The sequence below is a fragment of the Rhodococcus huquni genome, from assembly GCF_055231055.1.
In genome coordinates this window covers 293,491-317,507 of sequence record NZ_JBUYWE010000003.1, presented here as the reverse complement: position 1 = coordinate 317,507, position 24,017 = coordinate 293,491, and the positions used below count along the sequence as shown (strand labels likewise).

Here is a 24,017-nt window from a genome sequence, read left to right as displayed (position 1 = left end):
GAATGGGTACTGAGACCGTGAGCACTGAGGGCACCGCACACGCTGCTGGTGGCGTGAGCGCAGATACCGTTGTTGCCGGGATCGAGCTGGGAGATTCGCAGCTCGCTTCGGTGGTCCGTGACGGGCTGAAGCAGGTCGAGGAATTGCTGGTCGGTGAGCTTTCCGACGGCGAGGACTTTCTGACCGAGGCGGCGCTCCACCTTGCCAAGGCGGGCGGCAAGCGGTTCCGTCCGCTCTTCACCATTCTCACCGCGCAGCTGGGCCCGAAGGCCGGTGATTCTTCTGTCATCACCGCAGCGACCGTCGTCGAACTCGTTCACCTCGCGACGCTGTACCACGACGACGTCATGGACGAGGCCTCGATGCGACGCGGGGCGCCCAGCGCGAACGCGCGATGGGGCAACAGCGTTGCCATCCTGGCCGGCGACTACCTCTTCGCCCATGCTTCCCGTCTGGTGTCGACACTCGGACCCGAAGCCGTCAAGATCATCGCGGAGACCTTCGCCGAGCTGGTCACCGGGCAGATGCGCGAGACCATCGGCGTCAAGCAGGAACAAGATCCCGTCGAGCACTACCTGCGTGTGGTGTGGGAGAAGACCGGCTCGCTGATCGCGGCATCCGGACGATTCGGTGGCACGTTCTCCGGGGCGGACGCGGAGCACATCGAGCGACTCGAGCGCTTGGGTGACGCGGTCGGCACCGCATTCCAGATTTCCGACGACATCATCGACATCTCCTCGGTGGCAGCCCAGTCCGGTAAGACGCCCGGCACCGATCTGCGTGAGGGCGTGCACACGCTTCCCGTTCTGTACGCCTTCCGCGAGGAGGGTGCCGACGCCGATCGTCTGCGTGAGCTGCTCGACGGCCCGGTCACGGAGGACGCAGCCGTGGAAGAGGCCTTGGCCATCCTCGAACGATCGCAGGGCATGGTCGACGCCAAGGCGAAGCTCGGCGAGTATGCCGACCGCGCTCACGCACAGTTGGCCCAGCTACCGTCCGGACCTGCCAACGACGCCCTCGCCAAGCTGGTCGACTACACGATCGCGCGGGTCGGCTGAGCGGTCCCGGAAACCTTTCGCCTCGGTGCTTCGTTCGACAAGTGGGGGACGAGTAGGAAGGGCTGCACGTGCGCGGATACGCAAACGGGGCGAAGACTCTGGTCCTGTTGGTCGGGATGTCGGCGCTCATCGTCTTCATCGGGGCGTTGTTTCGAAACACGACGATTCTTCTGTTGGCCATCGTCTTTGCGGTGGGCATGAATGCCTACGCCTATTTCAACAGCGACAAGATGGCGCTCAAGGCCATGCACGCCCAACCGATCACCGAGGTTCAGGCACCCGTCATCTATCGCATCGTGCGGGAGTTGGCCACCACCGCGCACCAGCCGATGCCGCGGCTCTACATCAGCCCGACCGCGGCGCCCAACGCGTTCGCCACCGGACGTAATCCGAGACACGCGGCGGTGTGCTGCACCAGCGGGATCCTCGAGATCCTGGACGAACGTGAGCTGCGGGCCGTACTCGGCCACGAGCTGTCCCACGTCTACAACCGAGACATTCTGATCTCGTCGGTAGCCGGCGCGATGGCGGCCGTCGTGTCGGGACTCGCCAACTTCGCGATGTTCGCGAACATGTTCGGCGGGCGCGGTCAGGGCACCAACCCGATCGCCCTCCTACTGGTGTCGTTGCTCGGCCCGATTGCCGCCGGAATCGTGAAGATGGCCGTCTCCAGGTCGCGGGAGTACCAGGCCGACCAGTCGGGTGCGGAACTCACCGGCGATCCGCTGGCGTTGGCTTCGGCGCTTCGCAAACTCGAGCAGGGGACGCAGGCGGCTCCGCTTCCGCCGGAACCGCAGTTGACCGCGCAGTCACACCTGATGATCGCCAACCCGTTTCGGGCCGGCGAGAAGATGAGCAGGCTGTTCTCGACGCACCCGCCCATGAAGGAGCGGATCGAACGTCTGGAGCGGATGGCGGGCCAGTAGGCCGCTCCGCGCCCCGTGAGCGGTCGACGAGTCCGGAGACTCGCAGGCCGCTCACAGGCGGCGCAGCCGCTTACCTGTAGTTGACGAACTGCAGGGCGATGCCGAAGTCCTCACCCTTGAGCAGCGAGATGATCGCTTGCAGATCGTCGCGCTTCTTGCTGCTGACCCGCAGTTCCTCACCCTGAATCTGGGCCTTCACGCCCTTCGGCCCCTCGTCGCGGATCTTCTTCGAGATCTTCTTCGCGTTCTCCGTGCTGATTCCTTGAACCAGGCTCCCCGACAGCTTGAACACCTTGCCGGACTGCGCGGGCTCACCGGCGTCGAATGCCTTCAGCGAGATGTCGCGCCGGATCAGCTTCTCCTTGAAGACGTCGAGGGCAGCGTTCAGGCGCTCCTCGGTATCTGCGGTCAATGTGATCGATTCCTCACCGGACCAGTCGATCGACGCTCCGGTATTGCGGAAGTCGTATCGCGTCGAAATCTCCTTGCCGGCCTGATGCAGCGCGTTGTCCACCTCTTGTCGGTCGACCTTGCTCACCACATCGAAGGACGAATCAGCCACGTCACACTCCCGGTCTCGTCTTGTTCTGCCCGCTCCGGTCCTGGAACGGCGCCCGGCCTCATCGGCGGGTCTCACCGACGCTATCGGTTCGCAACCACCCGTATCCACCCGGTTTGCAAAACGGGGGGCCGTTCGTTGTATTGTTCTCAGCGCATCGGAGATCGATTTCGCACAGGAATCGCACTCCACGTGCAACGGCAGATTGCCCGAGCGGCCAATGGGAGCGGACTGTAAATCCGTCGGCTTATGCCTACGTAGGTTCGAATCCTACATCTGCCACACCCAGGACCCCGGCGAACTTCGGTTCGCCGGGGTCCTGTCGTAGAGGTGCTGGGGTGGATCGACCGCGTGGCGTGGTTCGGTGGTGTGGTTCCTTTCGGAACCGCGCTTACCAGCCGGTTTGGCAGTCGACCGCAACTCTGTGTAATCTCGTCAAGGCTTCAGCGCGCAGCGATGCGCACAAGAGGCACGCCCCCTTAGCTCAGTCGGTAGAGCGTTTCCATGGTAAGGAAAAGGTCAACGGTTCGATTCCGTTAGGGGGCTCGCTGGATTGTGGTGAAGCGCCAAGTGCGCAACACTCGACACCGAGGCGGTGTAGCTCAGTTGGTAGAGCAAACGACTCATAATCGTTGCGTCGCCGGTTCAAGTCCGGTCACCGCTACACAGTATGTATGAACCACCCTGATCGACAGCTGATCAGAAATACCCGAAAGAAGGCATCCCGTGGCCTCGACCGACGTTCGGCCCAAGATCACCTTGGCCTGCGAGGTATGCAAGCATCGCAACTACATCACGAAGAAGAATCGGCGTAACGACCCCGATCGCCTCGAGATCAAGAAGTTCTGCCCTAACTGCGGAACTCATCAGGCTCACCGCGAATCCAAGTAATTCGAACCTGGGTTCCACACAATGACACGAAGAGGGCGTTCCGCGGCCTCTTCGTGTCGCACGTCCAGGGGAGATAGGGGACCTTTCGCGTGACCGACGAGACTCAGTCAGTGCCGGATCCGACTACTGATCCGGCGGCGCACGCGAAAGCCATGGTCGGTCATCACTATCGAGTCGACGACTTCTACGAGGTCGGACGCGAGAAGGTGCGCGACTATGCCCGCGCTGTTCAGGACTTCCACCCGGCGCACTGGAGTGAAGACGCCGCGAAGGGCCTCGGTTACGACGGTCTGGTCGCGCCGCTCACATTCATCTCCATGGTCGGGCTGATCGCTCAGCGGCGACTGTTCGACGAGATCGTCACCGGTTACGACTTGAGTCAGATCATGCAGGCGGACCAGATTCTCGAGTTCGCGAAGCCCGTCCAGGTGGGGGACCGCCTGGTGTGCGACGTGTACCTCGATTCTTTCCGGCAGATGGCGGGCAGTGACCTCATCGTCACCAAGAACATCGTCACCGACCAGAACGACGAACTGGTCATGACCACCTACACCACACTCGTGGCCCGTAGCGGCGGCGCCGTCGACGAGAGTTGGATGGACGCAGTCAAGGAGGTGGTCATGCATGGTGTCGCTTCGTAAGTTCGCGGACATCGAGGTCGGGCAGGAGCTTCCCCCTCGCACCGTGCGACTCACCCGTGGTGACCTGGTCAACTACGCCGGTGTCTCCGGCGACGCGAACCCCATTCACTGGAGTGACGAGGTCGTGAAGTTGGCAGGCCTGGACGGCGTCGTGGCGCACGGCATGCTGACGATGGGTCTGGGCGCCGGGTTCGTCACCTCATGGCTCGGCGATCCTGGTGCGGTGACCGCGTACAACGTTCGATTCACGAGTCCCGTCTTCGTCGGAGCACACAAGGCTGCGGCCGTCGAGTTCACCGGCAAGGTGAAGTCCGTGGACGAGGACGAGAAGACTGCAGTAGTCGCACTCGTGGCCAGATCCGAAGGTAAGAAGATCTTCGGTAGGGCCACTGCAACGGTCCGCCTGGCTTGATGTCCAGTCGGATTGGGTTAGTTCCGGGGCTTGAAGTACACTGAGATTTCTGGGATTACTCAGCGCTGCGCGCTGCCCTACGGTGCTGTTTGCCGAGGAGGGTAGCGCGCGTGTCATGTAATCGCAGAGTGGTTGGTCAGCTCGGTTCGTGAGAACTGAATGGTCGGCCGAAGGGGCGTAGCTCAACTGGCAGAGCAGCGGTCTCCAAAACCGCAGGTTGCAGGTTCAAGTCCTGTCGCCCCTGCCCCCGGATGCCAGCGACTGAGAGGAACGACGTGAGCGAGGAGCGCGCCAAGCGCGACGGCGACACTTCAGGGTCCACGCGCCCGGATGGTGTCGACGACACCGACGCTGTCGCAGATACGCGTTCCAGTGCTCCGACGGGAAAGCCGAGCGGTAAGCGCTCTGCCCGCCGTCGGCAGGACGACGGAGTCGTTGCGACCTCGGTGAAGGCGCCGGCAAAGCCCGCGCGAGCGTCGGCGAAGGATTCCAAGGATCAGGCGAAGAAGCCCAATATCTTCAAGCGCCTTCGTCGGTTCATTCGCGAGGTCATCGCCGAACTTCGTAAGGTGATCTGGCCGAATCGTAAGCAGATGATCACTTACACCAGCGTGGTGATCGTGTTCTGCGTCTTCATGGTGGCGTTCATCTTCGGCGTCGACCTCGCGGTCGGCCAGGGCGTCACTTGGTTGTTCGGCTGACAAGACCGTCCGCAAGTGGATCTGCGATGTATGTGAGTGACGAGAGGAAGCGAGTGCCCCAGTGAGCACCCCCGAGAACGACACGAATGAGTCCGTGGCGGAGGACGCCGCGGTCGACGAGCGTGTCTCTGCCGAGGCGGCAGCCGAAGTGGATGTCGAGGCTGCAGGCGAGGGCACCGAGTCCGCGACCGAGACCGCTGAGACGCCCGAAGCCGATGCGGAAGCTTCCGAGGAAGCCGTCGATCCTGTTGCCGAGATGAAGGCGGCTCTGCGCCGCGCTCCCGGTGACTGGTACGTCATTCACTCGTACGCGGGTTACGAGAACAAGGTCAAGACCAACCTCGAGACCCGTGTTCAGAACCTCGACGTCGGCGACTACATCTTCCAGGTGGAGGTCCCGCTCGAAGAGGTCACCGAGATCAAGAACGGTCAGCGCAAGCAGGTCAACCGCAAGGTGCTGCCCGGGTACATCCTGGTTCGGATGGAACTCAACGACGAGTCGTGGGGCGCTGTCCGCAACACTCCTGGCGTCACCGGTTTCGTCGGTGCCACGTCGCGGCCGTCGCCGTTGACGCTCAACGAGGTCATCAAGTTCCTGCTCCCGCAGCAGGAAGCGAAGAAGCAGGCCGCCGCCGACACGTCGTCGGGCGATACGGGCTCGGACGCAGCTGCGAAGCCGCTCATCGAGGTCGACTTCGAGGTCGGCGAGTCGGTCACCGTCATGGACGGCCCGTTCGCCACGCTCCCCGCGAGCATCAGCGAGGTCAACGCCGAGCAGCAGAAGCTCAAGGTTCTCGTGTCGATCTTCGGCCGCGAGACTCCCGTCGAGCTGTCGTTCACGCAGGTCTCGAAGATCTAGCAGATCCTCGAAGCTCTGCCCCCAGAACTTGCAATGCAGTACGCAAGAAACACACCCGCAAGAAACTAGGAACTGAGATGCCCCCCAAGAAGAAGAAGCTCGCAGGGCTCATCAAGCTTCAGATCCAGGCTGGTCAGGCCAACCCTGCCCCGCCCGTGGGTCCCGCGCTTGGTCAGCACGGCGTGAACATCATGGAATTCTGCAAGGCCTACAACGCCGCGACCGAGTCGCAGCGTGGCAATGTGGTGCCTGTCGAGATCTCGGTCTACGAAGACCGCTCGTTCGACTTCAAGCTGAAGACCCCTCCGGCTGCCAAGCTGCTGCTCAAGGCTGCTGGCGTGCAGAAGGGCTCCGGCGAGCCGCACAAGACCAAGGTTGCTTCCGTGACCATGGATCAGGTGCGCGAGATCGCGAAGACGAAGCAGGAAGACCTCAACGCGAACGACATCGATCAGGCCGCGAAGATCATCGCCGGTACTGCGCGTTCGATGGGAATCACCGTCGACGGCTAGACCTCGTCGACGAGGCTCCGCCTCGACACGAAGATCGCGTGGGAGGGCCGGCCAGGCCCGAAACCACGACTGAACCATTCACCCGGTATCGGGTGAGAAGTTAGGACAGAAGATATGGCAAAGCGCAGCAAGGCGTACCTCGCCGCCGCCGAGAAGATCGACTTCGACAAGCTCTACAGCCCACTGCAGGCTGCGAAGCTGGCGAAGGACACGTCGTCGAGCAAGATGGATGCGACCGTCGAGGTTGCCGTCCGTCTGGGCGTCGACCCCCGCAAGGCGGACCAGATGGTGCGCGGCACCGTCAACCTCCCGCACGGCACCGGTAAGACGGCTCGCGTCGTCGTGTTCGCCGTGGGCGAGAAGGCCGCAGAAGCAGAGGCCGCCGGCGCCGACGCCGTCGGTTCCGAGGATCTGATCGAGCGCATCAAGGGCGGCTGGACCGACTTCGATGCTGCGATCGCGACCCCCGATCAGATGGCCAAGGTCGGCCGCATCGCCCGCGTCCTCGGACCGCGTGGCCTGATGCCGAACCCGAAGACGGGAACCGTCACGGCGGACGTCACCAAGGCCGTCAACGACATCAAGGGCGGCAAGATCAACTTCCGCGTCGACAAGCAGGCGAACCTGCACTTCGTGATCGGCAAGGCATCGTTCGACGATGCCAAGCTGGTGGAGAACTACGGAGCGGCGCTGGACGAGATCCTGCGTGCGAAGCCGTCCTCCGCGAAGGGCCGTTACGTCAAGAAGGTCACGGTCTCGACCACCACCGGACCGGGCATCCCGGTGGACCCGAGCCGTAGCCGCAACCTCCTCGAGGATGCAGACGCTTAAGTAATTCCACCAGCAGGGGCCGAGGACGACACATGTCGTCCTCGGCCCCTGCTGTGTCTCCGAATGCGGATGCGTGCACGGCCACGGTCCGCGTTTTGCATCGGACGACGTGTTTCTGTAGTCTGATCTGCGGAGTTCAGCGCAGTACTCGAACTTCACCCCAAAATCATGTTCTACCCAAGACCGTTGGTGATCGACCCCGCAAGGGTTCGGTTGAAAGTCCGGGAATGCCCGGCGGCCCACGCAGGAGGACGAGGTAAAGGGGATGCCCGCCGATCGTGGTTCCACGGTCTACCGGCTTCCTTTCACGCCCCGTGTGCCCTGCACCGGGGCGTTTTGCATGTCGTGGACTGTGCACCCGTGGTGCACAGCGGTTCCGAAGTGGGATAACGACTGTCATGAGAGGAGGCGAAGTATGGCAAAGGCCGAGAAGGTTTCCGCAGTTGCGGAGATCACCGAGCAGTTCAAGGGTTCGACCGCAGCCGTCATCACGGAATACCGTGGACTGTCGGTAGGCAACATCTCTACACTGCGACGTGCTCTCGGAGAAGGTGCAACCTACTCCGTCGCCAAGAACACCCTGGTCAAGCGTGCCGCTGCTGAAGCGGGCGTCGAGGGCCTCGACGACCTTTTCGTCGGTCCGACCGCCATTGCATTCATCAAGGGCGAGCCGGTCGACGCTGCGAAGGCTCTGAAGAACTTCGCGAAGGACAACAAGGCACTCGTCATCAAGGGCGGCTACATGGACGGCGCTCCGCTGTCCGTGGACCAGGTCAACAAGATCGCGGACCTCGAGTCCCGCGAGGTTCTGTTGGCCAAGCTTGCCGGCGCGATGAAGGGCAACTTGGCAAAGGCCGCAGGCCTGTTCAATGCTCCCGCTTCGCAGGTGGCCCGTTTGGCTGCCGCGCTGCAGGAGAAGAAGGCTGCCGAGGGCGGAGCAGACGCTCCCGCCGAGGCCGCCGCAGAAAGCTGATCCGCACCCGCGCATCACTGCTACAACCCCGCCCGGTCGCGGATCAGCGACATGGGACTTACAGGAAGGACCGCCACAATGGCGAAGCTCAGCACCGAAGAGTTGTTGGACCAGTTCAAGGAGCTCACCCTCCTCGAGCTCTCGGAGTTCGTTAAGGCATTCGAGGAGACCTTCGAGGTCACCGCTGCTGCCCCGGTCGCCGTTGCGGCTGCCGGTGCCCCCGCTGCCGGCGCCGAGGCTGCTGCCGAGGAGCAGGACGAGTTCGACGTCGTTCTCGAGTCGGCCGGCGACAAGAAGATCCAGGTCATCAAGGTCGTCCGTGAGGTCGTCGCGGGCCTCGGCCTGAAGGAAGCCAAGGACATGGTCGAGGGCGCGCCCAAGGCTCTCCTGGAGAAGGTCGACAAGGACGCTGCCGACGCAGCCAAGGAGAAGCTCGAGGCTGCCGGCGCCAAGGTTTCCGTCAAGTAAGACGGCTTCCGCGCTGCCCTTCTGGCAAGCTCTGAAAAAGGGTCGTTCCCCGCTTGGGGGGCGGCCCTTTTTCGTGGCGTATACGAGGCGATGCGGGAGGGCTGTGGGGCGACGGAACTCTGCCGATAACGATGCGTTGACCAGCAGTTCCGTGATCCGTCACGGCAATTGGGTACCCTGGTTTGGCAACTGTACTTACTCCTGAGTAGCATTCACTGTCACTGGTAACACTCCGATGAGATAGAGTGACCCAACCCACAAGGGTGATCGCATCGGAAGTCGCGGAGGTAGATGGTGGGAGTCGAGGTTGCAGTAGAGGGACTGACCAAGTCCTTCGGCTCGCAGACGATTTGGCAGGACGTCAGTTTGACTCTCCCTCAGGGGGAAGTCAGTGCGATGCTCGGACCGTCGGGAACCGGTAAGTCGGTGTTCCTGAAGTCCTTGATCGGTCTTCTCCGTCCGGAGGAGGGCACGATCATCATCGACGGCACCAATATTCTCGAATGCTCGAGCAAAGAGCTGTACGAGATTCGGAAGCTGTTCGGTGTCCTGTTTCAGGACGGCGCCCTGTTCGGCTCCATGAACCTGTACGACAACGTCGCGTTCCCGTTGCGTGAGCACACGAAGAAGTCCGAGTCGGACATCCGCAAGATCGTGATGGAGAAGCTCGAGCTGACCGGTCTGGTCGGCGCCGAGGACAAGCTTCCCGGCGAGATCTCCGGCGGTATGCGTAAGCGCGCCGGTCTGGCACGTGCATTGGTCCTCGACCCGAAGATCATCCTCGTGGACGAGCCCGACTCCGGTCTGGATCCGGTTCGCACCACGTACATCTCGCAGACGTTGATCGACATCAACGCCGAGATCGACGCCACGATTCTGATCGTGTCGCACAACATCAACCTGGCTCGCACCGTGCCCGACAACATCGGCATGCTGTTCCGTCGCAACCTCGTCATGTTCGGACCTCGTGAGGTCTTGTTGACGAGTGACGAGCCTGTGGTCAAGCAGTTCCTCAACGGCACCATGATCGGTCCGATCGGCATGTCCGAGGAGAAGGACGAGACCCAGATGGCTCAGGAGCAGGCCATGGTCGACGCAGGTCACCACGCCGGTGGTGTCGACGACGTCGAGGGCATCGTGCCTCAGATGAAGGCCACGCCTGGAATGCCGTTCCGCCAGGCCGTCGCTCGTCGACAGGAACGCGTACGCCAGATCATGCACACGCTGCCCGAGAACGCACAGGTTGCCATCCAAGAGAGCATGGCCGACGAAGAGAGCACCCAGGTGATTCCCGTGTACACGGACGAAGGCTACGAGGCCTCCTCGTACGAGCGCGGGTAATCGAGGCATGGGGGATACGAGTAGAGCGCTGCTCAAGCCTGTCAACGGGGCCTTCACCCAGGCCGGCAACATCGTCGAGCTGTTCGTCGAGGTAGTACGTCAGACGTTCAAGCGCCCGTTTCAGTTTCGTGAGTTCATCGAGCAGGCGTGGTTCATCGCGAGCGTCACCATTCTGCCGACGGCAATGGTCGCCATTCCGTTCGGCGCGGTGGTGTCGCTTCAGACCGGTTCGCTGATCAAGCAGCTCGGTGCAGAGTCGTTCACCGGTGCCGCCAGCGTGTTGGCGGTCATTCAGCAGGGCAGTCCGTTGGTGACCGCTCTACTCGTCGCGGGCGCCGCCGGTTCGGCTGTCACCGCGGACCTCGGTTCACGGACCATCCGTGAAGAGATCGACGCCATGGAAGTCCTGGGCATCAATCCGATTCAGCGACTTGTCGTCCCGCGCGTGATCGCGATGGTTCTCGTCGCGATCCTGCTCAACGGTCTCGTGTCGGTGGTCGGTATCGCCGGTGGCTACTTCTTCAATGTCATCCTCCAGGGCGGTAACCCGGGCGCCTACCTCGCGTCCTTCTCAGCTTTTGCGCAACTTCCGGACATCTGGATCGGCGAGCTCAAGGCCGCGATCTTCGGATTGATCGCCGGTGTAATCGCGTCGTACCAGGGACTCCATCCCAAGGGCGGCCCGAAGGGCGTGGGTGACGCGGTGAACCAGTCGGTGGTCATCACGTTCCTCCTGCTGTTCTTCGCGAACCTGATTTTGACGATGGTGTACTTGCAGGTCGTTCCGGCGAAGGGATCATGACGCGATGACAATCGCGAAAGGCCGTGGTGACCGGGCGGTCACCACGCTCAAGAAGGTCGGCCGGGCACCGCTCGGCGTCCTGGACAATGCCGGTCAGCAGATGTCCTTCTACGCACGTTCCATCGCGTGGATGCCGCACACTCTCGTTCACTACCGCAAGGAAGTGTTGCGGCTGCTCGCCGAGGTCACCTTCGGTTCCGGTGCTCTCGCCGTAATCGGCGGCACCATCGGCGTCATCGCGATGATGTCGGGCTTCACCGGTGTGGTCGTCGGCATGCAGGGTTTTGCGGCTCTCGAACAGTTGGGCAGCTCGGTCCTCACCGGCTTCCTGTCCGCCTACGTGAACACTCGAGAGATCGCGCCGATCGTTGCGGCACTCGCCTTGTCCGCAACGGTGGGGTGTGGTTTCACGGCTCAGCTCGGCGCGATGCGCATCTCCGAGGAGATCGACGCGCTCGAAGTCATGGCCGTTCCCAGCGTTCCCTTTCTGGTGACCACTCGCATGATCGCCGGCTTCGTCGCCGTGATCCCGCTCTACATCGTCGGACTACTTGCCGCCTATTTGGCTTCGCGGTTGATCAGTACGGTGTTCAATGGGCAATCGCCGGGTTCGTACGATCACTACTTCAATCTCTTCCTTCCACCTCAGGACGTGTTGTACTCGTTCGCGAAAGTGCTCGTGTTCGCGTTCATCCTCATCCTCATCCACTGCTACTACGGCTACCACGCTTCGGGTGGTCCGGCCGGTGTCGGTGTGGCCGTGGGTAGGGCAGTACGTACTGCGATCGTGACCATCGCAGTGCTCGACTTCTTCCTGAGCCTGGCGATCTGGGGCACGACGACGACAGTGAGGGTGGCCGGATGAACGAGTCTCCGTCGGTTCTGCGCCGCCGCGTGCTGGGCCTCGTTTTCTTCCTCGTGCTCGCTCTCTTCCTCGTCTTCACGATCGGCACCTTCAACAAGGTGTTCACCAAGGTCGTGAAGGTGGATCTCATCACCGATTCGGTCGGTAACGCGCTGCCGCCCAACGCGGACGTCAAAGTGCGCGGAATGATCGTCGGCGAGGTGCGCAACACCTCGAGTGAGGACGGTGTCGTCACTGCCCAGCTTGCGATCGATCCGGAAAAAGCCGACCTGATTCCGTCCAATGTGACGGCGCGACTGCTCCCGAAGACGCTGTTCGGTGAGCGGTACGTTTCACTGATCATCCCGCCGGGTGACCGCGGCGCTCCGCTGGAGGCCGGCGACACTCTCATGCAGGACCGCAGCGGCAATGCGGTCGAGGTCGGCGATGTTCTCGACGGGCTACTGCCGCTGCTGCAGGCGATTCCTCCGCAGGATCTGGCCAACACCCTCGGCGCGCTGTCGCAGGGCCTCAGTGGGCGCGGAGCGGAACTCGGTCTCACGCTCGATCGGCTCGATCAGATCTTCAAGGGCGTCAACACCGAGTTGCCCAATCTGCAGCAGGGCCTGCGTGGTCTCGCCGACTTCTCGCAGACCTATTCCGAGGCGGCACCTCAGCTCGTCGATGCTTTCGACAACCTGACGGTCACCGGCAACACGGTCGTGGAGAAGCAGAACGAACTCTCATCCTTGTTGACCTCGTTGACGGGCACGTCGGCCAGCACGGCAGACCTGCTCGAGGCGAACGCGGATTCGATCATCAGCTTCTCTGCGGATTCACGTGAGGCACTCCAGATTCTGGCGCGGTACTCGCCGATCTTCGGTTGCACCTTCGAAGGCTTCGCTCGGACGGCCCCGGTCGCCCGCGAGCTGCTGGCTCCAGACGACCCACACCCCGGTGTGCGCGCAAACGTGCAGTTCACCAACCCGAAGGGTCGGTACCTGCCCAACCAGGACGAGCCGCGCCTGATCGACAACCGCGGACCTGCTTGCTACGACAAGTACAAGGAGCCGGGCAAGAAGTTCCCGCAGTATCCGGGTGGCTCGTCCTACAACGACGGTGCCTACCAGGTACCCACCCGTAATCCTGGTTCCGCGGAACCGTTGGACATCTTCCCGGCGCCGCCCGGCGTTCCGGACAAGGTTCCGACGTACGGCGAGGCCACCCCGGCGAGCTATGCGGGGTCGCGAGCCGAGAAGGACACGTTGGACGTCGTTTACGGGCAGGCCAACGGTATTGCGCCGCAGGATGTACCGAGCTGGACTACGAAGCTGGGTGCGCCGGCGTTGAGGGGAGCAGAGGTGAGCTTCGAATGAGGGGATTGACGGCACCGCTCGTCAAACTGATCGTTTTCGCAGTGGTGACAGTGCTGGCTACCGGCCTTCTGGCCGCGACCATCGCCAATCTCGGCGGGGGCGGCGGAACGAAATTCAACGCTGTGTTCTCCGATGTCACCTCGCTCAACGAGGGTGACGAGGTGCGTATCGCCGGCGTCCGCGTCGGTCAGGTCGAGAAGATCGAGATCGTCAACGACAATCAGGCGAAGGTCGAGTTCTCGGTGACCGACCGCGACTGGCTTCCCGGCAGTGCTACTGCCACCGTCCGATTCCGGAACCTCGTGGGGCAGCGATACATCGCTCTCGCACAGGGGGAAGGCGCCCAGGGGGAGAAGCTCTCCGCAGGCGACACGATTCCGCTGGATCGGACCAAGCCGGCCGTCAATCTCACCACGCTGTTCAACGGGTTCCGCCCGCTTTTCCAGACGCTGAGCGCCGACGACGTCAACAAGTTGTCCTTCCAGATCATTCAGGTTTTCCAGGGTGAATCGGGAACCATCGAGGATCTCGTCAGGAACACGGCGAGCTTGACCAACACCATCGCCGACAAGGATGCGGTGATCGGCAGTGTGATCAACAACCTCAACAACGTGCTCGCTACGGTCAACCAGCGTGACGATCAGTTGGACTCGTTGATCGTCAATACGCAGCAGTTGGTCACCGGCTTGTCCAACGAGCGCGGCGTGGTCGGCTCTGCGGTCACGTCCCTCGCGGGGCTGACCGATGCCACCTCGGACCTTCTCGAACCGACACGACCTTCCATTCAGGGGTCGATATCGGCACTGAACACGGTGGCCGGCACGTTGAATCGGAACCGGGACACGGTCGACGGCGTTCTCGAAACTCTGCCGGTCAAGCTGGAGAAGTTGGGTCGCGCAGCGAGCTACGGATCCTGGTTCCAGTTCTATCTGTGCGGTATCGACATTGCGGCCGGTCCGGGCACGTCTCCGTACCTGAACCTGCCCACCGGTCTTCCGACCGTGAATCAGCCGCTCTACACCAATGCGGCAAAGCGATGCACGCACGACGGTCTACAGGAGTTGCAGCAACGATGAGAAAACGACGCAGCCCAGCGGTCGCGGGCGCTCTCGGCATCGCTGTGGTGCTGCTTGCAACCGTGTCGGCATTCTTCATCGACTCGCTACCGTTCGTCGGCGCGGGATCGACATACTCGGCCGAGTTCTCCGAGGCGGCAGGCCTCAAACCGGACAACGAGGTTCGTATCGCCGGTGTGAAGGTCGGCAAGGTTTCCTCGGTCGACCTGGACGGGGATCGAGTGCTCGTCGACTTCAAGGTGAAGGATGCCTGGGTGGGTGACCAGACTTCGGCGTCCATCCAGATCAAGACCCTTCTCGGACAGAAGTACTTGGCGCTCGAGCCTCGCGGTACGGACCCGCTGAATCCGAGCGATCGAATTCCGTTGGAGCGCACCACATCGCCGTACGACGTCATCGAGGCGTTCTCGAACGCGTCGGAGACTGTGGGCGACATCGATTCCCAGCAGCTGGCCAAGAGCATGCGAACGCTGTCCCAGTCGTTCGAGGGAACGCCGGACGACATTCGGGCGTCCCTCGATGGTGTGAGCCGGTTGTCGACCACGATCGCGAGTCGTGACGAGGACCTTCGAAAGCTGTTCGATGCGACCAGTAACACCACGAAGGTGCTGGCGGATCGCAACGAGGAGTTCACTCGGCTGATCAGTGACGCGAGTCTTCTTCTGAACGAGCTCAACACCCGCCAGCAGTCGATCGCCCAGCTGCTCACCGGAACTCAGCGACTGTCCCAGCAGCTGACCGGACTGGTGCGTGACAACGAAGAGCAGATCGGTCCGGCCCTCGAGCAACTCAACGGTGTCGTCGACATTCTGCGTGAGAACAACGAGAACCTCGACAAGGCCATGAAGCTGTACGAGCCGTTCGTTCGGCTCTACACCAACGTCGTCGGAAACGGGCGTTGGTTCGACCAGGTGGTCGTGAACCTGCTGCCGCCCGGTCTGCCGGACATTCCGGGTGACCGTCCGCCCGTGCGTACTTTGGGAGGAAACTGATGAGCGCCGTCGACAACGCGTCGGGCGGGGGTAAGCGAGGCCGGTTGGCGCTCGTTGCCGTCGGTCTCGTCGTCGTACTGGTCGTGGCCGGGGTTCTGTGGTGGGTGTTCACCCGCGCTGGAACCACGAAGATCACCGCTTACTTCGACAAGTCGGTGGGCATCTACGAGGGCTCGGACATCCGTGTTCTCGGGGTCAAGGTCGGGTCCGTCGATTCCGTGGAACCGCAGGGTGACGTCGTCAAGGTGGGGCTTCGAGTCGACCAGGGTGTGGACATTCCCGCGGACGCCAAGGCCGCCCAGATCACGCCGTCGGTCGTTGCGGACCGTTACGTCCAGTTGACGCCCGTTTACAAGGGTGGCGAGAAAATGCCGGACGGCGCCGTCATCGACAAGAGTCGAACGGCGACGCCGGTCGAGGTCGACCAGCTGTACTCGAGCATCGATCAGCTGACTGCGGCTCTCGGCCCGGAGGGCGCCAACAAGAACGGAGCGCTCTCCGAGTTCGTCGAGACCGGTGCTGCGAACCTGCAGAACAACGGTGAGGCCCTGGGTAAGACCATCACGGACCTGTCCTCGGCGGCGCGGACTCTCAACGAGAACCGCGACGACATCTTCGAGACCGTCGACAATCTGGAAGTCTTCGTCGGAGCTCTCGCCGCGAACGATCAGCAGGTTCGCGAGTTCAACACCCAATTGGCCGACCTCTCGGGGTTCCTCGCCGGTGAGCGGGACAACCTCGGTGCCGCACTGAATCAGCTTGCTGCAGCACTGGGTGACGTCGCCAAGTTCGTTGCCGACAACCGCGAGTCGCTGGCCAAGAACGTCAACGACCTGGTCCCAGTGACACAGACCCTTGCCGACAACCGCGAGCCGCTCGTCAATTCGCTGACGTTGCTGCCGCTGGCAACCAGTAACCTTGCCAACTCGTACGACGCGGAGGCGGGCGTGCTCGCATCCCGCCTCGCGTTCCCGGATCTGCAGGATCCGGCCGGCGCCGTCTGCAAGTTGCTCGATCTCGGAAAGCTGGTGCCCGGTGATCCGCGCTTCGAACAGCTCGGTGCGCAGATGCAGCCGCTCCTCGATCAGTGTGGCCGAGTGACATCCGAGATCACGGCGGGCCTGAAGACACCGACTTTGAATCTGCCGTTCGGCATCATGAGCGCAGACAACATTCAGCGTCGTGTCGTTCCGGGCACAGTGCCGGGCAACGTGTCACCGCGACTCAATGTCGGCGGAGAGGGGGAGTGACCATGAAACGTCGCATCATCGCTGGAGCCGGGGTATGCGCGGTGGCTCTTGCAGTCACGTCGTGCTCCTCCGAAGGCATCTACGGGATTCCTCTTCCAGGTGGCGCCGACGTCGGGGACCACCCGATGAAGGTGTCGATCGAGTTCGACGACGTGCTCGACCTGGTGCCTCAATCGGCGGTCAAGGTCGACGGCGTGCCGGTGGGCCGTGTCGATTCCATCTCGGTGGGACCGGACGGTTGGAACGCCGATGTGGACGTCGTCATCGACTCCGCAGTCGATCTGCCCGCGAACGCGCTGGCCGCCGTGGAACAGACGAACCTGCTGGGCGAGAAGTTCATCCAGCTGTCGGTCCCCGAGGGTGACCAGGATCCGAATCGTTTGGAGTCCGGTGACAGAATCCCGCTGGCGCAGACGCGTCACGCAACCGAGATCGAGCAGGTGCTCGGCGCGATGTCGCTGCTGCTCAACGGTGGCGGTGTCGGGCAGTTGCAGCCGGTGATCCACGAGCTGACGACGGCTCTCGACGGTCGCGAAGGCCGTGTCAAAGACCTGTTGCACGAAGCGAACACGTTGGTCGACGGTCTCAATCAGCAGCGCAACGACATCACTCGCGCACTGGACGGCCTGGATACGCTGACCGCGAGGGTCAACGACCAGAACGACAAGATCGCCAAGATTCTCGACGATCTACCGGTTGCCACCCAGGTACTCAACGAGCAGCGTCCGCAGCTCACCGCGATGCTCGGTCAGCTCGACCGTCTCGGCACCGTGGGCACCGATGTGATCAACAAGTCGAAAGACGACCTGATCCAGGACTTGATTGCGTTGCGTCCGACGCTGCAGGCGCTCGCCGATTCCGGAGACGACCTGCCGAACTCGCTGGCGTTCATCCCCACGGTGCCGTTCCCCGACGGAGTCGAGCAGATTGCGCTGGGCGGCTCGGTGAACCTGTTCCTGACGGTCGACACGCAGATCGGCGACACATTGTCCGGTCTCGGTGTGGGCCAGGGTGACCCGCAGTACGTGTCGCCGAAGTTCGGTTCGCCGACTCCCAAGGTCGATCCGTCCAACCCGTACTACAACGGAAACGGTCCGGCCCCCGGTTGGCCGACGATCTCGCTGTTGCCGCTGCCCCCGCTCAAGACAGTAGGTGGCCCGATTCCGGGAATGCCGCGTGTCCCTGGTCTTCCGGGAGCGCCGGGAGCCCCGGGCGCGGCAGGCGAGGGAAGGACTCCCGCGAGTGGCAACGCTCCGGCGAGTGACGAAGAGGCGCCTCCGTCGAATCCGATCGAGGGCATGATCAAGAACCTCATTCCAGGGGGTGGGGAATGAGATCCCGCGTAGTCAGAATTCAGTTGGTGGCGTTCATCGTCGTCGCGGTACTCGGTCTCACATACGTGGGCGCCAAGTACGTGCGGCTGGACAACCTGCTGGGTTTCGGTGAGTACAGCGTCGACGGGCAGTTCGAGGATGCGGGCGGCATCTTCACCAATGCCGAGGTCACCTACCGTGGCGTTCCGGTCGGCCGTGTGGGAGAGCTGTCGCTGACGCAGGACGGCCTGACCGTCCAGCTGAAACTCGAGAAGGGCGGGCCGGACATTCCGGCCTCCGCCAAGGCGGTTGTCGCGAACCGCTCTGCGATCGGTGAGCAGTACGTCGACCTGCAGCCGGACACAGATCAGGGTCCGTTCCTCGAGGACGGCTCGGTCATCACGGACACGTCCGTGCCGATTCCCGTCGACCAGGTGTTGATGAGCATCAACGGTCTGGTCAAGTCGGTTCCGGTCGACGATCTGCGGGTTGTGGCCCAGGAACTGGGTACGGCATTCGACGGCAAGGGCGACAACCTCAAGCAGTTGGCGGATTCCTTGTCGACTCTGACGACGGCCGGCGTCGAGCATCTACCTCAGACGCTGTCTCTGATCAGGGACACCCGAACGGTGTTGGACACGCAGTCGGAGCAGTCTTCTTCGATCCGTCAGTTCAGTACCGATCTCGACGCGGTGACGGCGCAGCTCCGTTCGAGCGACCCGGATATTCGGGCCTTGATCGACAACGGCAACCCCGCAAGCAACGAGCTGGGGCAGCTCGTTGCGGATGCCGGCCCAGGCCTCACGACGGACCTCGGCAATCTGGCCGCACTTGGCAAGAGTCTGGCGCCGCGGGCGATCGCTCTGCAGCCGCTTTTGATCTTCCTGCCCGGACTGGCAGCCGGCGCATCCACCATTGCGCCCGGCGACGGCACCGTGCACCAGGGGATCGTGCTGGAGACGAACCGGCCGCCGTCATGCACGGTGGGCTACGAGGGTACGCAAGAGACCATCGACAGGATGAAGCGCGAAGACCCCAACTTCGACGACCATCAGCAGGACTTCCCGTTCAACACGGAAGCCAACTGTGACGCTCCGCAGGGCAGCGTCACCGGCGTGCGTAGTGCCGATCGGATCGAGTTTGCCGATCCGGAGACGCCGCAGCCGTGGGACAACAAGCCGAAGGTCGATCCGGACAAGTTGAACTTGAATCCGATCGCCTCGCAGCTGGCGCCGCTCATCGGAGTTACTCCGAAGTAGCAAGCCACGTCGGCTGCGGGCTTGTCGGCTCGAACGACCAGTCTTGCCGACACGAACAATCAGTAGGGTGTATTGGTGTGACGCGAACAACCACGACCCCGACGGCGGCCGAGCCGTCGTCGGGGCCGAAGAGAAAACTGACCGCTGCCCTCGTCGCGGTGATCGCACTGCTCCTCGCCGCGGTGGTCGCAGCAGGATGGTTCGGGTACCAGTGGGCGCATGCCCTGGTGGTCGACCGTTCGACTGCACAGACCCGTGACGATGCCCTGTTCGGCGCCGAGCAGGCTGCGATCAACCTCAACACGGCAGACGCTGACAATCTCGAAGAGTCCTTGGAGAACATGCGTTCGTCGATCACCGGCGACACGATGACCAAGAGCCTCGAGGACACCATCGGCGGCATCACCGACCAGATGAAGAGCACCAAGGCCACGCAGTCGGCCGAACTGTCCAACGGTGCCTTGCTGGAGCTCGACAAGGACAACGACACGGCCAAGGCCCTCGTAGCGCTGAAGGTGCGCTACGAGTGGCCGACCCAGTACGAGGTCGACATCGTCACGATGCGAATGACGGTCGAGGACGTGGACGGCGTGTGGAAGGCCTCTGCCGTGGAACCGGTCGGCGAACGCGTTCCGATCGAGCAGGGCCCCACCCCAGGGGCAGAAGGACAGCCTGCGGATCCGAACGCGCCCGCTCCAGAGGGTGCGCCCGCAGCGCCGGCCCCTGAAGAGCAGCCGGTCGAGCCCGCCCCGGACAACGGCGGCCAGTAGCCGCACCGTGGAATTTGCATTGCCAGGGCGTCCGGTACGAACGCCGTGCAACGAGAGAGTGGTGAGAAGTGCCCCCGAAGCGTAAGAACAACGTGCCGACCGGCGCGGCGAAGGGTAGGCGTCCGCGCGTTGCCGGTACCCGCGGACGGCAGGTCGATCCGGGGCAGCCGGCAGCTACGGAACCGGTCGACAAGAAGGTGGAACCGTCGCCGAGCACGGCCGAAACGGCGCAGGCAGACCAGAAGGCTTCGGAACCTGCAGCGGCAACCAAGGCAGCGGAGACACCGGCGGCCGAGACCCCTGAGGCAGTCGCCCCGAAAAAGTCGGAGACGCCCGCAAAGTCGGAGACATCCGAAAAGTCGGTCGACGCGAAGGCATCGGAGAAAGCGGAGTCGGTCGACGACGCCGATACCGAGCCCGAGACCGAGTGGGAAACGGTCGCCGCACCGGCCAAGACCAAGGTCGCGAACCGGATGCCTCGGCTCGGCGCGCGCCCGCAGTCGGAGACGGCATCGAAGTCCGACGAGGCGACTTCCGTTTCAGATGGCACGAGTCGTGTCACGTGGCGCCTGGTGGCGATCCTCGGGGTCATCGCCCTGATCCTCGGCATCTTCGCCGTGGTCGCTGCGTTCAAGCCCTTCGCACGGTTCGACAACACGGCGTGGATCGACGAACCGACGACCGCCGAGGTGTCGGCTGCGGCGAAGGAAGCGTCCGAAGCGACGTTCAGCTACGGGTTCGAGACGGTCGATGCAGATTTCGACCGCGCGCGCACGTTCATGAACGACGAGATGCGCAAGGAGTTCGATCAGACCGCGGACACGACGAAGACCGCGGTGCAGCAGACGAAGACGGCCACTCAAGCAGAGGTGACCGATGTCGGTGTCAGCATGCTCGACGGCGATCGGGCTACGCTCGTCGCTTTCATGAATGTGAGCTCGACGAACGAGGGTGCGGCCCAGGGCAGCACGGCCGGCTCGCTGGTTGTCGACATGGAGCGTATCGACGGTAAGTGGGTCCTCGCGGGTATCCGCGACGCCTGACCGCATGAGCCCGAGGGGGCCCGCGTTGCCGTGTCACACGGCGATGCGGGCCCTTTCTGTTGCCGCCCGAACGGCAGTCGGGAGTTTGATGATCACGTTCTCTTCGGGTCCGCCACGGCCGATGGCGGCTCGGCCGAGCAGTTCGCAGCCGAACATCTGGTAATACGGGACGTTCTCGTCCTTGCACACGCCGATGACGGGTAGCGAAAGAGAGTCGGCCTTGCCGAGGAAGGACTTCACCAGGGCCTCACCGACGCCACGCTTCTGAAGGTGGGGGTCGCATCCGAGGTAGACCCCGAGGACGTGTGGGACACCAGGAGTGATCTTCGCGAATGCCGAGTCCAGTGACATTCCCGCGAACACTCGGGAGCGCATTGCCCACAGAAGTTGGGGCCCGGAGACGAAGTTGTGCCACGGTGTTCGGCGTACCGGATGGTTGTTCCACAAACACACTCCGACCACAGTCCCGTCGACTATGGCGACCTCCGCTCCGTTCTGTGGAATGAACCGGCGCCGGATGAGGATGGACATCATGCGTACCTGCCGCGTGTTGCGGGAACGCTCGTCGGGAAACAGGTAGGCGCCGATCGGGTCGTCGTCGAGAAATGCGCGACCGAGCACGGCGGCCATCGCAGGGATGTCACTTCGTTTTGCTGGACGCATCTCGACGTCCAAATGGCTCGGCACACGAACTCCTTCTGCGATGGGTCGAGGGTGTGTAGCGGTCAGTGTCTGATGACGAGTGCGCCCCAGATGAATCCGGCGCCGATCGTCGCGATGACGGTGGTTTCTCCGCGCGTCATCCCGCCGGCACGGCGTAGCTGGGCGAGCGCAGTGAAGATGCTGGCCGACCCGGTGTTGCCCAGACGATCCAGGCTGATGGGAGCCTTCGCCCGGTCGACACCCAGCGAATCGAGCGCGGCATGGATGATGTTGACGTTCGCCTGATGGAAAACGAAGTTGTCCACGTCGTCGAGTTCGAGACCGGCGGAGTGCACCGCTTCGGTGATCGCTTCCGGGAGCTTCTTGGTCGCCATCTCCATGACTCGTCGACCGTTCATGTGAATGAGATGTTCACCCGCGTCCAAGGTCTCATGAGTGAGTGGCCGCGCAGATCCTCCGCCCCTGATGCCGACGGACATATCCAGTTCGGACTCGATCACCGATGCGAGGATGCCGCGGCCGGTGTCGGTTTCCCGGGTGACGATCGCTGCACCTGCGGCATCACCGAAGAACACTCGGATCGTTCGATCGGTGGGGTCGGTTTGCCTCGAGAGGACTTCGACGGCGATCACCAACACCGTCGCGTAGCGTTCGGAGCTCACCATGCTCGACGCCAGTTCCATCGCCATGAGACCGCCGGAGCACGCTGCCTGAGTCAGATCGAGTGGCAGGGCGCGGACTGCGCCGATCTTCTCCTTGACCATGACCCCGCAAGACGGAAAGGGCTGATCCGGATTACTGGTGGAGATGATGATGGCATCGAGGTCGCGAGCGTCGATCCCAGCTTCGTTCAACGACTTGCGCGCCGCTTCGGCCGCGAGGTCCGATGCCGCCAGTCCTTCCGCAAGGTAGCGCCGATTCTCGATACCGGTGTTAGCCACGATCCATTCGTCGGACGTATCGAGGACTGCACAGAGGTCGGCATTACTGACAACGGCGTCGGGTAGGGCTTCGTTGAAGTGCGACACCCGGGCAGTTCGCGGGGCGGTGTGAGATCCGACCTGAGTCATGCGGTGAGCCTTTCGATAGTCCGTGAGTGGTCCTTCAGAGCTCGTCCACGATTTTGCGTAGCGTGCTGATTGCGGTCTCGAGTTGCTCGGTCGTGTGTCCGGTGTTGACGAAGAACCTCAGCCGCTCTTCACCTTCCGGAACGGAGGGATAGACGATCGCGTTGACGTTGATACCGGCCTGCAGCATCTTGGCCGAGCAGGCGACAGCTCGGTCACCGAGGATGACCGGAACGATGGGCGTCCCCTCGGAGATGCCGGTGTCGAATCCGGCCTCCTGTGCGATGCGACTCAGGGTGGCACCGTTGTTGCGAAGGCTCGTGACGCGTTCCGGCTCCTTGTCGAGGATCCGTAGCGACTCGAGCGCGGCAGCAACGGCCGAGGGGGCCGGACCGGTGGCGTACAGACTGAGGCCCGGAGCCGTGTACTTGAAGGCCTGGACGAGCTCGTGATTGCCGGCGACGAAGCCACCGACGCTGCCCATGGCTTTCGACATCGTCCCCATCCACACGTCGACTGCGTCTCCGGGGAGGTCGAACAGCTCGCGCACACCCTTACCGGTCTCCCCGAGTACGCCGAAGGAGTGGGCCTCGTCGATCATGATCGAGCACCGATGTTTGCGAGCGACCTCGATGATCTCCGGTAGCCGGGCGATGTCACCGTCCATGCTGTAGTGACCCTCGATGATGACCATCGCGCGACCGAAGCTGCCACGCGACATCGAGAGGATCGCGTCCAACGAGGCCGGATCATTGTGTCGGAATTGGAGGCGTCTGCAGCCGGCCCATTGCGTTCCCGAGAGGACGCTGCTGTGTACGAGCGAGTCGCAGACCGCGATATCGCTGCTGCTCAACAGAAACCCGACCGTAGCGGCATTGGTCAGGTAGCCACTTGCCGTGACGATGGCGTCGTCGACGTCGTAGAGCCCGGCGAGATGAGACTCGATCTCGCCGTACAGAGGGATTTCACCGGAGACTATTCGCGCCGCCGACACGGAGGTGCCATAGGTGTCTATCGCAGACTTCGCAGCTTCCTGTACCCGCGGTTCGACAGCCATACCCAGGTAGCTGAAGCTTCCGAAGTTCGGTATGTCCTTGTCGAAGTAGCGCACAGTCGGCCCGTTGGTGTCCTGATGCGGCAGATAGAACGGGTTCGGTAGATCGACGGCCGAGAACAGTGCGTTCATGTTCCCGAATTTCGCCTTCGCTTCGACGACGCCCGGGTGTGTGGCGAACGAAGGGTCGAAGTCGTCCGGAGTCGCCGCGGCTTTTCGGCGTTTCGGCGCCGCGTCGGAATCTTGCGAAACGGCCGGCGCGGATCGTGCTGCGGGCGCAGGACCCGCAGCACGATCCAGAAGCCTGCGCGCGATCTCTCGAGATTCGATGCTCAC

The 24,017-nt window shown here is 62.9% G+C and carries 26 protein-coding genes and 4 tRNA genes; 26 read left to right on the top strand and 4 right to left on the bottom strand.

Features of this window, described 5'->3' with window-relative positions:
* Positions 1–2: 2 nt before the first annotated feature.
* On the top strand, positions 3–1,058 hold the full coding sequence (locus tag ACZI8R_RS07915; protein ID WP_463379028.1) for a polyprenyl synthetase family protein: 1,056 nt from the start codon (positions 3–5) through the stop codon (positions 1,056–1,058).
* Between the two features lie 68 nt (positions 1,059–1,126).
* On the top strand, positions 1,127–1,984 hold the full coding sequence (gene htpX / locus ACZI8R_RS07910; protein WP_463379027.1) for a zinc metalloprotease HtpX: 858 nt from the start codon (positions 1,127–1,129) through the stop codon (positions 1,982–1,984).
* A gap of 70 nt (positions 1,985–2,054) precedes the next feature.
* Here the strand turns inward: htpX and ACZI8R_RS07905 are convergent, their stop codons facing one another.
* Positions 2,055–2,546, bottom strand: coding sequence for a YajQ family cyclic di-GMP-binding protein (locus ACZI8R_RS07905; protein ID WP_463379026.1), 492 nt, complete (start codon positions 2,544–2,546; stop codon positions 2,055–2,057).
* 196 nt (positions 2,547–2,742) lie between these two features.
* On the opposite strand from ACZI8R_RS07905, the gene ACZI8R_RS07900 reads away from it, so the two are divergent.
* From ACZI8R_RS07900 to ACZI8R_RS07785, 24 genes are all read left to right on the top strand, one after another.
* A tRNA-Tyr gene (locus tag ACZI8R_RS07900) sits at positions 2,743–2,825 on the top strand.
* 191 nt (positions 2,826–3,016) lie between these two features.
* Positions 3,017–3,089, top strand: a tRNA-Thr gene (locus ACZI8R_RS07895).
* 45 nt (positions 3,090–3,134) lie between these two features.
* Positions 3,135–3,207: transfer RNA gene (locus ACZI8R_RS07890), tRNA-Met, on the top strand.
* Positions 3,208–3,269: 62 nt separating this feature from the next.
* On the top strand, positions 3,270–3,434 hold the full coding sequence (gene rpmG / locus ACZI8R_RS07885; RefSeq protein ID WP_142099888.1) for a 50S ribosomal protein L33: 165 nt from the start codon (positions 3,270–3,272) through the stop codon (positions 3,432–3,434).
* A 152-nt stretch (positions 3,435–3,586) separates the two neighbouring features.
* Positions 3,587–4,075 (top strand): (3R)-hydroxyacyl-ACP dehydratase subunit HadA, encoded by a 489-nt coding sequence (hadA, locus tag ACZI8R_RS07880; protein ID WP_463379284.1) that lies wholly within the window; start codon positions 3,587–3,589, stop codon positions 4,073–4,075.
* Positions 4,062–4,487, top strand: a complete 426-nt coding sequence (gene hadB, locus ACZI8R_RS07875; protein ID WP_463379283.1) for a (3R)-hydroxyacyl-ACP dehydratase subunit HadB — start codon at positions 4,062–4,064, stop codon at positions 4,485–4,487. Before hadA ends, hadB begins: the two co-directional genes overlap by 14 nt.
* Before the next feature lie 171 nt (positions 4,488–4,658).
* Positions 4,659–4,731 (top strand) — tRNA-Trp (locus ACZI8R_RS07870).
* Positions 4,732–4,762: 31 nt separating this feature from the next.
* Positions 4,763–5,188 (top strand): preprotein translocase subunit SecE, encoded by a 426-nt coding sequence (gene secE, locus ACZI8R_RS07865; protein ID WP_463379025.1) that lies wholly within the window; start codon positions 4,763–4,765, stop codon positions 5,186–5,188.
* 61 nt (positions 5,189–5,249) lie between these two features.
* A complete protein-coding gene (nusG, locus tag ACZI8R_RS07860; protein ID WP_463379024.1) occupies positions 5,250–6,047 on the top strand; it encodes a transcription termination/antitermination protein NusG in 798 nt (265 codons plus the stop codon).
* Positions 6,048–6,124: 77 nt separating this feature from the next.
* Entirely contained in the window at positions 6,125–6,559 is a 435-nt protein-coding gene (rplK, locus tag ACZI8R_RS07855; RefSeq protein WP_463379023.1) for a 50S ribosomal protein L11, read from the top strand.
* A 114-nt stretch (positions 6,560–6,673) separates the two neighbouring features.
* Positions 6,674–7,390 (top strand): 50S ribosomal protein L1, encoded by a 717-nt coding sequence (gene rplA, locus ACZI8R_RS07850; protein WP_463379022.1) that lies wholly within the window; start codon positions 6,674–6,676, stop codon positions 7,388–7,390.
* A gap of 415 nt (positions 7,391–7,805) precedes the next feature.
* On the top strand, positions 7,806–8,363 hold the full coding sequence (gene rplJ / locus ACZI8R_RS07845) for a 50S ribosomal protein L10 (RefSeq protein WP_463379021.1): 558 nt from the start codon (positions 7,806–7,808) through the stop codon (positions 8,361–8,363).
* A gap of 78 nt (positions 8,364–8,441) precedes the next feature.
* On the top strand, positions 8,442–8,831 hold the full coding sequence (gene rplL, locus ACZI8R_RS07840; RefSeq protein ID WP_463379020.1) for a 50S ribosomal protein L7/L12: 390 nt from the start codon (positions 8,442–8,444) through the stop codon (positions 8,829–8,831).
* A gap of 291 nt (positions 8,832–9,122) precedes the next feature.
* The gene (locus ACZI8R_RS07835; RefSeq protein WP_463379019.1) at positions 9,123–10,172 is read left to right on the top strand and encodes an ABC transporter ATP-binding protein; all 1,050 of its coding nucleotides are present in this window, start codon (positions 9,123–9,125) and stop codon (positions 10,170–10,172) included.
* A gap of 7 nt (positions 10,173–10,179) precedes the next feature.
* Complete coding sequence (locus tag ACZI8R_RS07830; RefSeq protein WP_463379018.1) at positions 10,180–10,974, top strand: MlaE family ABC transporter permease; 795 nt, start codon at positions 10,180–10,182, stop codon at positions 10,972–10,974.
* Positions 10,975–10,978: 4 nt separating this feature from the next.
* Complete coding sequence (locus tag ACZI8R_RS07825; RefSeq protein WP_463379017.1) at positions 10,979–11,839, top strand: MlaE family ABC transporter permease; 861 nt, start codon at positions 10,979–10,981, stop codon at positions 11,837–11,839.
* Complete coding sequence (locus ACZI8R_RS07820; protein WP_463379016.1) at positions 11,836–13,194, top strand: MCE family protein; 1,359 nt, start codon at positions 11,836–11,838, stop codon at positions 13,192–13,194. The genes ACZI8R_RS07825 and ACZI8R_RS07820 overlap by 4 nt, the downstream gene beginning before the upstream one ends.
* Entirely contained in the window at positions 13,191–14,270 is a 1,080-nt protein-coding gene (locus ACZI8R_RS07815; protein ID WP_463379015.1) for an MCE family protein, read from the top strand. The genes ACZI8R_RS07820 and ACZI8R_RS07815 overlap by 4 nt, the downstream gene beginning before the upstream one ends.
* On the top strand, positions 14,267–15,262 hold the full coding sequence (locus ACZI8R_RS07810) for an MCE family protein (RefSeq protein ID WP_463379014.1): 996 nt from the start codon (positions 14,267–14,269) through the stop codon (positions 15,260–15,262). The genes ACZI8R_RS07815 and ACZI8R_RS07810 overlap by 4 nt, the downstream gene beginning before the upstream one ends.
* Positions 15,262–16,512 carry an MCE family protein gene (locus ACZI8R_RS07805; protein ID WP_463379013.1) on the top strand — a complete coding sequence of 417 codons (1,251 nt, stop codon included), beginning with the start codon at positions 15,262–15,264 and terminating at the stop codon, positions 16,510–16,512. The genes ACZI8R_RS07810 and ACZI8R_RS07805 overlap by 1 nt, the downstream gene beginning before the upstream one ends.
* A gap of 2 nt (positions 16,513–16,514) precedes the next feature.
* Positions 16,515–17,846 carry an MCE family protein gene (locus ACZI8R_RS07800; protein WP_463379012.1) on the top strand — a complete coding sequence of 444 codons (1,332 nt, stop codon included), beginning with the start codon at positions 16,515–16,517 and terminating at the stop codon, positions 17,844–17,846.
* Complete coding sequence (locus tag ACZI8R_RS07795) at positions 17,843–19,084, top strand: MCE family protein (RefSeq protein ID WP_463379011.1); 1,242 nt, start codon at positions 17,843–17,845, stop codon at positions 19,082–19,084. The genes ACZI8R_RS07800 and ACZI8R_RS07795 overlap by 4 nt, the downstream gene beginning before the upstream one ends.
* A gap of 77 nt (positions 19,085–19,161) precedes the next feature.
* A complete protein-coding gene (locus ACZI8R_RS07790) occupies positions 19,162–19,854 on the top strand; it encodes a hypothetical protein (RefSeq protein ID WP_463379010.1) in 693 nt (230 codons plus the stop codon).
* Positions 19,855–19,922: 68 nt separating this feature from the next.
* Positions 19,923–20,897, top strand: a complete 975-nt coding sequence (locus ACZI8R_RS07785) for a hypothetical protein (RefSeq protein WP_463379009.1) — start codon at positions 19,923–19,925, stop codon at positions 20,895–20,897.
* Positions 20,898–20,930: 33 nt separating this feature from the next.
* Here ACZI8R_RS07785 and ACZI8R_RS07780 read toward each other — a convergent pair whose 3' ends face one another.
* Genes ACZI8R_RS07780 through ACZI8R_RS07770 form a run of 3 tightly spaced genes read right to left on the bottom strand, consistent with a single transcriptional unit; the run spans position 20,931 to position 24,017 of the window.
* On the bottom strand, positions 20,931–21,584 hold the full coding sequence (locus ACZI8R_RS07780) for a GNAT family N-acetyltransferase (RefSeq protein ID WP_463379008.1): 654 nt from the start codon (positions 21,582–21,584) through the stop codon (positions 20,931–20,933).
* Between the two features lie 38 nt (positions 21,585–21,622).
* Complete coding sequence (locus ACZI8R_RS07775) at positions 21,623–22,630, bottom strand: 3-oxoacyl-ACP synthase III family protein (protein WP_463379007.1); 1,008 nt, start codon at positions 22,628–22,630, stop codon at positions 21,623–21,625.
* Positions 22,631–22,664: 34 nt separating this feature from the next.
* Positions 22,665–24,017 (bottom strand): aminotransferase class I/II-fold pyridoxal phosphate-dependent enzyme, encoded by a 1,353-nt coding sequence (locus ACZI8R_RS07770; protein ID WP_463379006.1) that lies wholly within the window; start codon positions 24,015–24,017, stop codon positions 22,665–22,667.